Here is a 12,877-nt window from a genome sequence, read left to right as displayed (position 1 = left end):
GACAACACAAGGAAACACCCAATGACTGGATTCAAAAAATTGCTGCTGGCTATCACCGTTATGGGCGCGAGTACCGCTGCCATGGCCAATGACACCTTCGCCAGCTTTACTCTTGGACAGACCAGCGACAAGATCAAAAAGTCCCGTGCCATGAATGACAACTTCAACCATCCGAGCGCCGTCGCGATCGACAAAAGCACTACTTTTGGCGTTCGCCTGGGTCAGCAAAACAGCCAAGGTCGCTACTACGCCACTTACGACAACGTGTCGGGCAGGAGCCATGACGGCTTGAACCTGCGCCAGGAAAATCTCTTGGGTAGCTATGACGTGTTCTACCCGGTGGGTGGTAACACCAAGCTGTTTGGCGGTGCCACGGCCGGTTTGGCCAAATTGTCGCAGGAAACACGAGGCTATAGCCGCGACACCAACATTGGTTATGCCCTCGGAGGGCAGATGGGGATCTTGCAACAGGTTTCTCGAAACACCTCGTTGGAACTGGGTTACCGTTATCTACGCAGCAATGCCAGCACCGAATTGAGCCGTGGCGGCAGCAAGAAGGGCTCGGTGGATTTGACCAGCAGTGCCCAGACGTATCTGGCGGCGAACTACGCTTTTTAAGCGGCACGTCGCGAAAGGTTTGCGCCGGATCAACCTGAACAGGTGGATTCGGCGTCGCTGTGTTAACCATCGAGGTGCGCTGTCGTGCCTCGGCAGATGTTGATGTGTGCCTGGGAGGGCGTTATGAAATTGCTGGTCGTAGAAGATGAAGCGCTGTTGCGCCATCACCTGCAAACCCGCCTCACGGACAGTGGTCATGTGGTGCAGTCCGTGGCCAACGCGGAAGAGGCCCTCTACCAGGCCGAGCAATTCAACCATGATCTCGCGGTGATCGACTTGGGGCTGCCAGGCATGGGCGGGCTCGACCTTATTCGCCAGTTGCGTTCCCAGGGCAGGGTCTTTCCCATCCTGATTCTGACCGCCCGCGGTAATTGGCAGGATAAAGTCGAAGGCCTTGCCGCCGGCGCCGACGATTACGTGGTCAAGCCGTTTCAGTTCGAGGAGCTGGACGCCCGGCTCAATGCCCTGTTGCGCCGCTCCAGTGGCTTTACCCAGTCAACGATCGTGGCTGGGCCGTTGCTGCTCGACCTCAATCGCAAGCAGGCCAGCCTGGATGATCAACCGTTGGCACTGACCGCCTATGAGTACCGCATCCTGGAGTATTTGATGCGCCACCATCAGCAGGTGGTACCCAAGGACCGCTTGATGGAGCAACTCTACCCTGATGATGACGAGCGCGATCCGAACGTCATTGAAGTCCTGGTGGGACGCCTGCGCCGCAAGCTCGAGGGGCCTGGCGGATTTAAACCGATCGATACCGTCCGTGGCCTCGGCTACCTGTTTACCGAGCGCTGCACTTGATTCGTTCGCTACGTGTGCGCTTGATGCTCGCTGCCACGATCCTGGCAGTGTTGTTCATGCTGGCGTTACTGCCGGCGATGCAGGGCGCTTTCAGTCTGGCATTGCAAGACTCCATCGAACAGCGACTGGCGTCGGACGTCACCACGTTGATCTCTGCCGCCCGTGTTGAAGACAACCGACTGAAGATGCCGGAGCAGCTGCCTGACGAGCGCTTCAACCTGACTGACGGCCGGCTGCTGGGTTACATCTACGATCGCGATGGTCTCCTGGTCTGGCGCTCGAACGGTACCCAGGAGGAACACATCAATTACACGCCCCGTTACGACGGGCGCGGCAACGAGTTCGCCAGAATTCGCGAAGCCAATGGCCAGGAGTTCTTCGTCTACGACGTCGAGGTCAAGTTGCTCGGCGGCCAGAGCGCGGCGTTCAGTATCGTCGCTTTGCAGCCGGTACGTGAGTACGAGGTCACCCTCGACGGGCTGCGGGAAAATCTCTACCTGGGCTTCGGCGCTGCACTGCTGGTCCTGCTGGCGTTGCTGTGGATCGGCCTGACCTGGGGCTTGCGCGCGTTGCGCCGGCTGAGCCAGGAACTGGACGAAATCGAAGGCGGAACCCGTGAAAGCCTCAGTGAGCAACACCCCCGTGAACTGTTGCGCCTGACCGGCTCCCTCAACCGTTTGCTGCACGGTGAACGTGAGCAGCGCAGTCGCTACCGTGATTCCCTCGATGACCTGGCCCATAGCTTGAAAACGCCCCTGACTGTTCTTCAAGGGGTCAGCGAAGACATGGCGCAGCGTCCTGAAAATCGCGAACAGGCCCGGGTGCTGCAAACCCAGATCGAGCGCATGAGCCAGCAGATCAGCTACCAGTTACAACGGGCCAGCCTGCGCAAAAGTGGCCTGGTACGCCATCAGGTGCTCTTGCGCCCGGTATTGCAAAGCCTGTGTGACACGTTGGACAAGGTGTATCGCGACAAGCGTGTGCAGGTGTCCTTTGACCTGCCAGAGCCTTGCTATGTGCCAATCGAACAGGGGGCGCTGCTGGAAATGTTGGGCAACCTGCTGGAGAACGCCTATCGCCTGTGCCTGGGTGAGGTGCGAGTCAGCATGCGCGACACCGCAGAGGGCATCGAATTGTGCGTCGAGGATGACGGTCCCGGTGTGCCTTCGGACCAGCGTGCGCGAATTCTGCGGCGTGGCGAGCGTCTGGATCGTCAGCATCCGGGGCAGGGGATCGGCCTGGCCGTGGTCAAGGACATCATCGAAAGCTACAGCGCGAAGCTCACCCTCGACGACTCGCCGATGGGTGGGGCGGCGTTCCGGATTCATTTTCCGGTGGTCTAGAGTGCTCAGTTTTCCTGCGCCCGATAGGCTCCCGGCGTCAATCCGGTCCATTTCTTGAACGCCCGGTGGAACGCCGAGGGCTCGGAGAATCCCAGTTGTTCGGCGATCTGTTGCAACGACAGGTCTGAGCGGCTCAGGTGGTAAATCGCGATGTCCCGGCGTAGTTGATCCTTCAACCCCTGAAAACTTGTACCTTCCTCGCGCAAATGCCTGCGCAGGGTCTGCGGGCTGATGTTCAGGTGCGCGGCCACTGCTTCCAGGTCAGGCCAGCGCGAACTGTCCCGACTGAGCAGTCGTCTCAGCCGGCTGCTCAAGCTGTTGCCATCGTCGGGGCGTGCCAGCAGGTCGGCAGGCGAGCGCTGCAGAAAGTGCTTGAGGGTGCGCTCGTCCTGCAACAGCGGCCTATCCAGGTAACGGCTGTGGAACACCAGGCTGCTCTGCCTGGCGGAAAATTCGAGGGGGCAGGAGAACAGCAGGTCATATTCGGCGCCGTGGTCGGGACGCGGATAGCTGAATGTCGCCTGTTCCAGCAGGATGCGCTGGCCAATCAGCCAGCTACCCAGTCGATGCCAGACCATCAGCTGGCTTTCGGTGAGGAAGTGGTCCGGATCACGGAACTGCGAATCGTCCAGGCTCAGGCGGATCATTTCGCCCTCGCGGCTGATCGTCAGGCGCGGGCCGTCGGGGAATAGGCTATAAAACAATAAGCCGCGATGCAGGGCCTTATCCAGATTACGGCAGTGGATCAGGGCGTGACACATCATTGCGAAGCTGCCGGGCCGACTGACTGTTGGCCCGAAACCGAGAAATTCGTCATCCAGCGCTGCCCACAGTCCCTGGAGCAATCGGGTGAATTGCTCGGGGGCAATCCGCGCACGGGGCTCCTCAAGCAGCTCGGGACTAATGCCCAGTTGCTGGAGCAGGCCTGAATAATCGTACCCGCTTCGGCGAGCACCACCGAGGGCGGCACGGGCGAAATGGCTGGCGATGGTGCGTTCGCGCATAGAGTGAAAGTCCGTCCGTTGAACGGCGGATAGTAGACACGAGAGTGGCGTCTCAACAAGGCGGATATCCGCCAATTTACCGGACGTGATCGGGCTGATGGGCGGAAATCCGCCACTTCAGCCCAGCGCCCCGGGGACGCTGAAAAACTTGCAAGGCTTGATGTCCAACGGCTTGCAGGCAGTTTTATAAAGGTGGCACGGGCCTTGCGATGTAACGCGTAGATGTCTGCCATCGCGCAGCTCGAAAAAACAAATCCCTCCAGTGCAGGAGGGTTCGCAATTCAGGTGTCATGGACAACAGATGGATGTTGTTCGCGGGCACTCTTGAGGAACTTTGCAATGACGACTCGTCAGCCACTGTACAAATCCCTGTATTTCCAGGTGATCGTTGCCATCGCCATCGGCATCCTGCTCGGTCACTTCTACCCGCAGACCGGCGTAGCCCTCAAGCCGCTGGGTGACGGGTTCATCAAACTGATCAAAATGATCATTGCCCCCATCATCTTCTGCACCGTCGTCAGCGGTATTGCTGGCATGCAGAACATGAAGTCGGTCGGCAAGACTGGCGGTTACGCGCTGCTCTATTTCGAAATCGTTTCGACCATCGCCCTGCTGGTTGGCCTGGTGGTGGTGAACATCGTGCAGCCAGGCAACGGCATGCACATCGATGTGAGCACTCTGGATGCGTCCAAAGTCGCCCAGTATGTGGCGGCCGGTGCTGATCAAAGCGTCGTTGGCTTCCTGCTGAATGTGATCCCGTCCACCATCGTTGGTGCGTTCGCGACCGGCGACATCCTGCAAGTGCTGATGTTCTCGGTGATCTTCGGTTTCGCCCTGCATCGCCTGGGTGCCTACGGCAAGCCGCTGCTGGACTTCATTGATCGCTTCGCCCATGTCATGTTCAACATCATCAACATGATCATGAAGCTTGCGCCCATCGGTGCCTTCGGTGCGATGGCGTTCACCATCGGTGCCTACGGCGTTGGCTCGCTGGTGCAGCTGGGTCAGCTGATGGCCTGCTTCTACATCACCTGCCTGCTGTTCATCCTGATCGTATTGGGCGGTATCGCCCGCGCCCACGGCTTCAGCGTGCTGAAAGTGATTCGCTACATCCGTGAAGAACTGCTGATCGTGCTGGGTACTTCTTCTTCGGAATCGGTACTGCCGCGCATGCTGATCAAGATGGAACGCCTGGGCGCTCAGAAATCCGTGGTAGGTCTGGTGATCCCGACCGGCTACTCGTTCAACCTCGACGGTACTGCCATTTACCTGACCATGGCTGCGGTGTTCATTGCCCAGGCAACCGATACCCACATGGACATCACCCACCAGATCACGCTGCTGGTGGTGTTGCTGCTGTCCTCCAAAGGGGCTGCCGGCGTGACCGGGAGTGGTTTCATCGTGCTGGCCGCGACCTTGTCTGCCGTTGGCCACCTGCCAGTTGCCGGCCTGGCGCTGATCCTTGGTATCGACCGCTTCATGTCTGAAGCCCGCGCCCTGACCAACCTGGTGGGCAACGCTGTTGCGACCCTGGTCGTGGCCAAGTGGGTCAAGGAACTGGACGTCGATGTCATGCAAGCCGAACTGGCTTCCGGCGGTCGTGGTATTGCCGACGAACGTGAAGAAGACGACCTGGGCGTTGCCGAAGGTCCGACCCCAAGCAACGTCAAATAAGACTGCTGTTTTGACAAAACCCGCTTCGGCGGGTTTTTTCATGGTTGGGATTTGAGCGCAACGGTCACTGCGACTGATGCATCCGGTAATTGCTGCAATGCCATCGTCTGCCTAGGCTTGGGGGAACGCATTGGAGGTTACTCATGTTCGGGCCACTGGCTTCACTGAAGATCCTGGATTTTTCCACGCTGTTACCGGGGCCGTTCGCCTCACTGATGCTGGCGGACATGGGGGCGCACGTGTTGCGCATCGAGTCGCCGACTCGCATGGACCTGCTCCGGGTCTTGCCACCGCACGACCAGGGTGTGTCGGCGAGCCATGCTTACCTCAATCGCAACAAGCGCAGCCTGGCGCTGGACCTCAAGCAGCCTGAAGCCCTGGAAGTCATCAGGCAGTTGCTGCACGACCACGACATCCTGCTCGAGCAGTTTCGCCCTGGGGTCATGGAGCGCCTGGGCCTGGGTTATGAAGCCCTCAAGGCAATCAACCCAAGGCTGATTTATGTATCGATCACCGGTTACGGCCAGACCGGCCCCTACAAGGACCGCGCCGGCCACGACATCAATTACCTGGCGCTGGCGGGGCTGGCCAGCCATACCGGCCGGGCCGACAGTGGGCCATTGCCACTGGGCATGCAGGTGGCCGACATCGCGGGAGGCTCGCTGCATGGTGTGATCGGCCTGCTGGCTGCGGTGATTGCGCGGCAGCAGACGGGGCACGGGCAATACCTGGATGTCAGCATGACCGATTGCGCGTTCACCCTGAATGCCATGTCTGGTGCGGGTTTCCTGGCCTGTGGTGAGGAGCCGGCGCGGGAAAACCAGGTACTTAATGGTGGCAGTTTCTACGACTATTACAGGTCTCGCGACGGACGCTGGCTGTCGGTGGGGAGCCTGGAGCCTGCGTTCATGAAGCAGTTGTGTACGGCGTTGGGCCTGGAAGACATGGCCAAACTGGGGCTGTCACCACAACCGGAACATCAGAAAAAGCTCAAGGACGCGTTGAGGATTGAATTCGAGAAACACGACTTTGCCGAATTGAGCGCGCTGTTTGCCGAGCTCGATGCATGCGTCGAGCCGGTATTGAGCCTGGGTGAGGCGGTTCGGCATCCGCAACTGCAAGCGCGCCAGGTGGTTACGCAGGTGCCCCGGGGAGATGGCACGACCCAGGCGCAGATCGCCTGTGCGCTGAAGTTCTCCGAAGGCTTGCCGGAGCCCAGGCATATCGGCGCGCAGCTGGGGGCACATACGGATGAGGTGTTGCGGGAGTTGGGGTTCAGCGCCGAGCGGATCCTGGACTTACGGCGTGCCAAGGTGGTTCTGTAGCGGCCTTGCTCGCGATGGGGCCGGCACTGTCACTGCAAAAAAACGGTACTACTCGACCCGCATCTCCCCACTGAACACCAAGGTGTTGCGGCACCGGCGGCACAGATACCGACGGCCCTGCCTCACCAGCCCGTGACGCTGGGCAGAAAACGGGAAATCACTGTCGGCGCACGGGCATTTGTAGATATAGCGGGTGACGCTGCGGCGTTTGACGTCATAGGTGTGGCAGCGGTTGGGCGGCAGTTCGTAAACCCCGCGCATGATCAGCTGCCACTCCTCGCCATGGGGCTGGATGCGGTCGCCGAACAGTTGATGGGCAATCAGGTGCGCCACTTCGTGAGCCACGGTCTGCTTGAGGAAATCGTCGGTATTTTCCCGATAAAGCTGCGGGTTGAAGCGCAGCAGGTTCTCGTGCAAATGCGCGACACCGGCTTTCTGCCCGCGCAGCTTGAGGCTCACCACGGGGCGTTTGAATGAACGTTTAAAGAAGGATTCAGCGAGTTGGTAGCAATCTTCGACGCGGGTATTGAGTTGCTCGGGCATGCTTGATGGGTCTCCAGAGACGTCGAGTATGCCGCAACCCCGGGTGGTTGCGAATCGTCCGTGCGCCGAATGGTCGTGGCCGATCAATTCCCGGACATTAAGAGGCCGCCTTACGGCGGCCTGTATTGGCAGATATTTTTTATTAGAAGTCAGTTGGTATAGACGGGCCCCACGCCCAGTCCCCAAACAATCACCGTGAACGCCATGATGGCCACCAGCACCACCAACCCTACGGCCAGTACAGAACTCGAAAACAGGAAACCTTCGTCCGATGGAATGTTCATGAAGGTCGGCAGGCCGACATACAGCAGGTACACCGTGTAGCAAATGGCTGCGGTGCCAACGATCATTCCCAGCCACATGTGCGGATACAGCGCCGCCAGGCCACCAATGAACAGCGGCGTTGCGGTATAGGTCGCAAAGGCAACACAACGGGCCAGGCTCGGGTTGGCATCGTAGGTGCGAGCCATCCAGTGCACAAACGCGCCCATCACGGCCACGCCGCCAAGCATCGCCAGGTAAGACATGATGGTCATCCACAGCGCGCTTTCCTGGGTCAGCATCACGGGTGCCCGGTTGCCGATGACCCAACCCACCTGGGTTGTGCCAATAAACGCCGACACGGCCGGAATCGCCGCGAGAATCAGGGTGTGGGTGAGGTACATGTGGCTGATGCTTTCCTCCTGGTCGCCACGGATCTCTTTCCATTCTTGGTCAGGGTGGGTGAAGAGCCCCACTACGTGATGGATCATGCCAGTCACTCCTCTTGTTTTTACCATCGCCCCCCGGTGGAGCGCCTACGGGCCAAGGTGGCCAAGTAAGGGATAGGTCTGGATAGTCATGCGACCTTATGTCGCAGTATAGGAAGGACTTAACCGTAGAGGTGATAGGGCTTAGAGCAAATTGCGCTGTAAAGGCCCGACTTAATCGCGATGGGTTTGTGTGTTGGCCGGGGTATTACGCCAAGATCGGCTTTTTGCGTAAAATGCTCGCCTTTCGTCACACCTCACGGATTTCGCGTCATGGGCACTCTTACCGTCAACCAGAACAAACTGCAGAAGCGCCTTCGCCGCCAGGCGGGTGAAGCTGTCGCCGATTTCAACATGATCGAAGATGGCGATAAGGTGATGGTGTGCCTGTCCGGCGGCAAGGACAGTTACACCATGCTCGATGTGCTGCTGCATTTGCAGAAGGTGGCGCCGATCAGGTTCGACATCGTCGCCGTGAACATGGACCAGAAGCAGCCGGGTTTCCCCGAGCATGTCCTGCCGGCCTACTTGAAAGAGTTGGGCGTCGAGTATCACATCGTCGAGAAAGACACTTATTCGGTGGTCAAGGAACTGATCCCGGAAGGCAAGACCACTTGCTCGCTGTGCTCGCGCTTGCGCCGTGGCACGCTGTACACCTTTGCCGATGAAATTGGCGCGACCAAGATGGCCCTCGGTCATCACCGCGACGACATTGTCGAAACGTTTTTCCTGAACATGTTCTTTAATGGCTCGCTCAAGGCCATGCCGCCAAAATTGCGCGCCGATGATGGCCGCAACGTGGTGATTCGCCCGCTGGCGTATTGCAACGAAAAGGACATCCAGGCTTATTCGGACTTCAAGCAATTCCCGATCATTCCGTGCAACCTCTGTGGTTCTCAGGAGAACCTGCAGCGTCAGGTGGTCAAGGACATGCTGCAGGAGTGGGAGCGCAAGACCCCGGGGCGTACCGAGAGCATTTTCCGCAGCTTGCAGAATGTGATCCCGTCACAGCTGGCCGATCGCACCTTGTTCGACTTCACCAGTCTCAAGATCGATGAAACCGCCGCGTCGCGGTTCGTCAACGTCGTCAACCTCTGATCAAAACACCGGTTTTACTTTTTTAATCCTCAGGAGAGGGCATGCGCGATTACAAGTGGCTACACGAATACTGCCTGAACCGCTTCGGTTCGGCAGCTGAACTGGAAGCCCATATGCCCGTTCCCAAGTCACCTGCGCAGTTGCGCAAGATCAGTGATGATCGTTACCTGTCCACCATGGCCTTGCGCGTTTTCCGCGCCGGGCTCAAGCACAGTCTGGTGGACGCCAAATGGCCGGCCTTCGAGGAAGTGTTCTTCAGGTTCGACCCGGAAAAAGTCGTGCTGATGAGCGCCGAACATCTGGAGCGCCTGATGCAGGATGCGCGGATCATCCGGCATTTGGGCAAACTCAAGAGCGTGCCGCGCAACGCGCAGTTCATCCTCGATGTCGCACACGAGCAGGGCAGTTTCGGGTCGATGATTGCCGATTGGCCGGTGACCGATATCGTCGGGCTGTGGACCTTCCTGAAAAAGCGTGGCCATCAGTTGGGCGGGCTGTCGGCGCCGCGATTCCTGAGGATGGTCGGCAAGGACACGTTCGTGCCGAGCTATGACGTGGTGGCGGGGTTGAATGCGCAAAAAATCGTCGACAAGGTCCCGACCAGCCAGCGCGACCTGGCCCTGGTGCAGGATGTGTTCAACCAGTGGCATGAGCAGAGTGGCGGGCGGGCGATGAGCCAGATTTCGATGATGCTGGCATATACCGTGAATCACTAAGACCGAGTTGAGTCCTTCGCGAGCTAGCCCGCCCACACAGGGGATTCGGGTTGTGCGCAAATCCCCTGTGGGAGCGGGCTTGCCCGCGAAGGCGGTCTATCAGGCGACGGAGATGTCACCTTCACCCGCCAACTTGCGATTGAGCTGAAACCGCCACCGCACATACATCAGTGCCGAGCAGAACACCGCCACGCTCGCGCCCATCTCCAACAGGCCAAACAATTGCCGGTTCGGGTCATAGGCCGCCAGTGCGCCCTTGATGAAATACAGGTTCACTACAAAACACATCCACGAATGCCCGCGGGCGCTGCCCAGGATCATCCCGGGTGCCAGCAGCAACAGCGGCACCAGCTCGATCAGCAGGATCACCCACGGCCGCGCGCCATGCAGGTCGGCGATCAGCAGGTAATAAACGCACAGCAAGCCCACCAGCCCCAGATAGCACAGCAGGCTGATCACTCGCATGGCCCGAACCCGCGGTTCGAGCCATTCAATGGACGGCAATACCTTCGGCTTTTTCGCCACGTCAGTTCCCCAGCTTTTGCGCAGTCTTTGCCAGGCGCAGGCCCAACGCGCGGCACAGCGCCACTTCGTGTTCATTCAGGCCGCTTTTGCCATCGGCCCCGGCGTGGTGACTGGCACCATAGGGCGTACCGCCTCCGCGGGTTTCCAGCAGGGCCGATTCGCTGTACGGCAGGCCGGTGATCAACATGCCGTGGTGCAGCAACGGCAGCATCATCGAGAGCAGCGTGGTTTCCTGGCCGCCATGAAGGCTGGCGGTAGAGGTGAACACCCCGGCCGGCTTGCCCACCAAAGCACCGGTCAGCCACAGGTTACTGGTGCCGTCGAGAAAATACTTGAGCGGCGCGGCCATGTTGCCAAAGCGAGTCGGGCTGCCAAGCGCCAGGCCTGCGCAGTTTTTCAGGTCATCGAGGCTCGCATACAGCGCACCTTCTGCCGGAATATCTGGCGATACGGCCTCGCATTCAGTGGAGATCGCCGGGACCGTTCGCAAGCGAGCCTCCATCCCGGACTGCTCAACGCCACGGGCGATCTGCCGGGCCATTTCATTGGTCGAGCCACTGCGGCTGTAATACAGCACCAGAATGTACGGCGCGCTCACGGCAGCAACTCCAGCACGTTTTCCGGCGGTCGGCCGATCACGGCTTTGTCGCCCACCTCAAGAATCGGCCGCTCCATTAGCTTCGGGTGCGCGGCGATGGCTGCGATCAATTGTGCTTCGCTGAGGCTGGCGTCGGCCAGGTTGAGGGTCTTGTATTCGTCCTCGCCGGAGCGCAGCAGTTGCCGGGCGCCGATGCCGAGTTTTTTCAGCAGGCTCTGGATTTGCGCGGCGTCCAGCGGCGTTTCCAGGTAGCGCACTACCTCAGGTGTCAGGCCTCGGGCCTCGAGCAGTTCGAGCGCACCGCGGGATTTCGAGCAGCGCGGGTTGTGATAAAGCGTCAGATCGGTCATGTGCGGGTCGCATCTTGCGTAAGGTGGCGGCTATTCTAACTGTGCGGCGCGTATTCCAGAACCTCGGGAGGCAATGGGTCGCGGCAGTATTCTTTTTTTGACAAGGATCACGACATGAACAGACGACTGGCAGCGACACTGGTGATCATCGGCACGTTATTGCTGGGGGGGTGTGGCAACGATTACGGGGTCGACCAGAACGGCCGGAAAGTGGCTGCCGAGCGTCTGGACAAACAATGGCTGGTGCTCAACTACTGGGCCGAGTGGTGCGGGCCGTGCCGCACGGAGATTCCGGAACTCAATGCCCTGGCCGAGCAGCTCAAGGACAAAAACATCGGCGTGTTCGGGGTCAACTTCGATAACGTGCAGGGCGAAGAACTGAAAAGCGCCAGTGAGAAGCTGGGCATCGGCTTCACGGTGCTGGCACAGGATCCTGCAGAGCTGTTCGAGGTGCCGCGCAGCGAGGCGTTGCCGGTGACCTACATCATCGACGACAAGGGCAAGGTGCGTGAGCAATTGATGGGTGAGCAGACAGCGGCGGGGCTGCTGGCGAAGCTGGCGGCGTTGCAGGCCAGGAATTAAGAGGTCTCAGGAATAGATCGCAGCCTTTGGCAGCTCTTACGGTGTTCAGCGGTCTCCGAAGGCTGCGATCTTTTCAGGATTTAACCCTCTTCAAGCCACCAGCGCATCGGCTTGCCTTCAGCCGGCCAGAAGCGCACCTGGTCGATCGGTGACACATCCCAGCGCTGCACGTGCTCCAGGGCCTGGAGGAAACGTTTCTCCTGCTCCATCAGCGCCGGCGCGCAGAGTTTGCGGGTGCTGCCGACCTTGCCGAAGCTCAGCTTGTCGCCTTCCAGGGTGTAGGGCGCGAACCAGTGGTTGCAGCCGCCATTGCCATAGGCACGACCGTCTTCACCCAGGGTGATGGTCAGGTGGCTGTAGTCCATCAAAGGACGTTCGCCGATCCACTCCAGAATGTAGCTGCGGTTCTGTTGCAGTTGCACCGGTTGAGCGGCGCAGCCCAGCAGGCTGGCGCCAACCAATGCGGTCAGGGCAAGGCGTTTCATCACGCAGGCTCCTGGCATTTCGGGCACAGGTGCTTCTGGCCGACAGTGCTCCAGCCCAACTCGGCGATCCGCGCAGTGGCAGCCGGCTTTTCAGCCTTGTTGCCCAGCTTGGCGTCGACCGCAAACTCGAAACTCAGCTCTTTGGCACAACTGTCGCAGTTGACTTTCCAGGTGTGGATCGCCAGTTCGCCGAACACCGGGCCACTGGCCACCGCCACCCATTGCCCGGGTGGGTTGATCAGGTGGCGAACCGTTTCTACGGTCAGGCGCATGGCCAGGTCCTTGCTGCCTTTGAGCGTCACGACCAGCACGTCATTGTTGCGAATCGAGCCACCGTTGCCGGTGACCTGATAACGCCCTGGGACCAGGGCGCGGCATTCGGTGAGGGTGTGCTGCGGGTTCATCAGGGTATAGCGGAAATCGTGTTCGACCATGGGTCCTCCAAATATGCGCGGCATGCTAGCAC

Annotated in this window: 16 protein-coding genes; 8 read left to right on the top strand and 8 right to left on the bottom strand. The window is 59.6% G+C overall.

The genetic code is table 11. The features are described from left to right. The first annotated feature begins 21 nt into the window (after positions 1-21). The 3 genes from HYI44_RS26000 (at position 22) to HYI44_RS25990 (ending at position 2,762) form a co-directional block, all read left to right on the top strand. On the top strand, positions 22-618 hold the full coding sequence (locus HYI44_RS26000) for a hypothetical protein (RefSeq protein WP_201147843.1): 597 nt from the start codon (positions 22-24) through the stop codon (positions 616-618). A 123-nt stretch (positions 619-741) separates the two neighbouring features. Then, positions 742-1,419, top strand: a complete 678-nt coding sequence (locus tag HYI44_RS25995; RefSeq protein ID WP_122839085.1) for a response regulator transcription factor — start codon at positions 742-744, stop codon at positions 1,417-1,419. Beyond that, entirely contained in the window at positions 1,416-2,762 is a 1,347-nt protein-coding gene (locus HYI44_RS25990; protein ID WP_122839086.1) for an ATP-binding protein, read from the top strand. The genes HYI44_RS25995 and HYI44_RS25990 overlap by 4 nt, the downstream gene beginning before the upstream one ends. Positions 2,763-2,767: 5 nt before the next feature. Here HYI44_RS25990 and HYI44_RS25985 read toward each other — a convergent pair whose 3' ends face one another. Continuing rightward, positions 2,768-3,766 (bottom strand): AraC family transcriptional regulator, encoded by a 999-nt coding sequence (locus HYI44_RS25985; RefSeq protein ID WP_225570871.1) that lies wholly within the window; start codon positions 3,764-3,766, stop codon positions 2,768-2,770. Positions 3,767-4,105: 339 nt separating this feature from the next. Here HYI44_RS25985 and HYI44_RS25980 point away from each other — a divergent pair, with 339 nt between their 5' ends. Next, positions 4,106-5,440: a dicarboxylate/amino acid:cation symporter gene (locus HYI44_RS25980; RefSeq protein ID WP_122839088.1), complete on the top strand. Its 1,335-nt coding sequence runs from the start codon at positions 4,106-4,108 to the stop codon at positions 5,438-5,440. A gap of 143 nt (positions 5,441-5,583) precedes the next feature. Continuing rightward, positions 5,584-6,765: a CaiB/BaiF CoA transferase family protein gene (locus tag HYI44_RS25975; RefSeq protein WP_225570870.1), complete on the top strand. Its 1,182-nt coding sequence runs from the start codon at positions 5,584-5,586 to the stop codon at positions 6,763-6,765. A gap of 48 nt (positions 6,766-6,813) precedes the next feature. Here HYI44_RS25975 and HYI44_RS25970 read toward each other — a convergent pair whose 3' ends face one another. Further along, positions 6,814-7,308 carry a SprT family zinc-dependent metalloprotease gene (locus tag HYI44_RS25970; RefSeq protein WP_045061788.1) on the bottom strand — a complete coding sequence of 165 codons (495 nt, stop codon included), beginning with the start codon at positions 7,306-7,308 and terminating at the stop codon, positions 6,814-6,816. 149 nt (positions 7,309-7,457) lie between these two features. Then, positions 7,458-8,060: a Yip1 family protein gene (locus HYI44_RS25965; protein ID WP_122839090.1), complete on the bottom strand. Its 603-nt coding sequence runs from the start codon at positions 8,058-8,060 to the stop codon at positions 7,458-7,460. A 270-nt stretch (positions 8,061-8,330) separates the two neighbouring features. Here HYI44_RS25965 and ttcA point away from each other — a divergent pair, with 270 nt between their 5' ends. Both ttcA and HYI44_RS25955 read left to right on the top strand, forming a co-directional pair. Further along, positions 8,331-9,155, top strand: a complete 825-nt coding sequence (gene ttcA / locus HYI44_RS25960) for a tRNA 2-thiocytidine(32) synthetase TtcA (protein ID WP_122839091.1) — start codon at positions 8,331-8,333, stop codon at positions 9,153-9,155. A 41-nt stretch (positions 9,156-9,196) separates the two neighbouring features. Continuing rightward, complete coding sequence (locus HYI44_RS25955; protein ID WP_225570869.1) at positions 9,197-9,871, top strand: DNA-3-methyladenine glycosylase I; 675 nt, start codon at positions 9,197-9,199, stop codon at positions 9,869-9,871. A 99-nt stretch (positions 9,872-9,970) separates the two neighbouring features. On the opposite strand, the gene HYI44_RS25950 is transcribed toward HYI44_RS25955, so the two are convergent. Genes HYI44_RS25950 through arsC form a run of 3 tightly spaced genes read right to left on the bottom strand, consistent with a single transcriptional unit; the run spans position 9,971 to position 11,344 of the window. Further along, on the bottom strand, positions 9,971-10,396 hold the full coding sequence (locus HYI44_RS25950) for a DUF2069 domain-containing protein (RefSeq protein ID WP_045061784.1): 426 nt from the start codon (positions 10,394-10,396) through the stop codon (positions 9,971-9,973). 1 nt (position 10,397) lies between these two features. Next, positions 10,398-10,994 (bottom strand): NAD(P)H:quinone oxidoreductase, encoded by a 597-nt coding sequence (gene wrbA / locus HYI44_RS25945; protein ID WP_045061783.1) that lies wholly within the window; start codon positions 10,992-10,994, stop codon positions 10,398-10,400. Further along, on the bottom strand, positions 10,991-11,344 hold the full coding sequence (arsC, locus tag HYI44_RS25940; protein WP_122839093.1) for an arsenate reductase (glutaredoxin): 354 nt from the start codon (positions 11,342-11,344) through the stop codon (positions 10,991-10,993). The genes wrbA and arsC overlap by 4 nt, the downstream gene beginning before the upstream one ends. Positions 11,345-11,458: 114 nt before the next feature. On the opposite strand from arsC, the gene HYI44_RS25935 reads away from it, so the two are divergent. Further along, positions 11,459-11,926 (top strand): TlpA disulfide reductase family protein, encoded by a 468-nt coding sequence (locus tag HYI44_RS25935; protein WP_225570868.1) that lies wholly within the window; start codon positions 11,459-11,461, stop codon positions 11,924-11,926. A gap of 80 nt (positions 11,927-12,006) precedes the next feature. On the opposite strand, the gene HYI44_RS25930 is transcribed toward HYI44_RS25935, so the two are convergent. Together HYI44_RS25930 and HYI44_RS25925 are read right to left on the bottom strand one after the other, a co-directional pair. Next, positions 12,007-12,411, bottom strand: coding sequence for an META domain-containing protein (locus HYI44_RS25930; protein ID WP_045061780.1), 405 nt, complete (start codon positions 12,409-12,411; stop codon positions 12,007-12,009). After that, positions 12,411-12,845 (bottom strand): hypothetical protein, encoded by a 435-nt coding sequence (locus tag HYI44_RS25925; RefSeq protein WP_045061779.1) that lies wholly within the window; start codon positions 12,843-12,845, stop codon positions 12,411-12,413. Before HYI44_RS25925 ends, HYI44_RS25930 begins: the two co-directional genes overlap by 1 nt. Between the last annotated feature and the right edge of the window lie 32 nt (positions 12,846-12,877).

The organism is Pseudomonas sp. Y24-6 (assembly GCF_020295325.1).
Taxonomy (GTDB): domain Bacteria; phylum Pseudomonadota; class Gammaproteobacteria; order Pseudomonadales; family Pseudomonadaceae; genus Aquipseudomonas; species Aquipseudomonas gregormendelii.
This window is presented reverse-complemented; position numbering and strand designations above follow the sequence as displayed.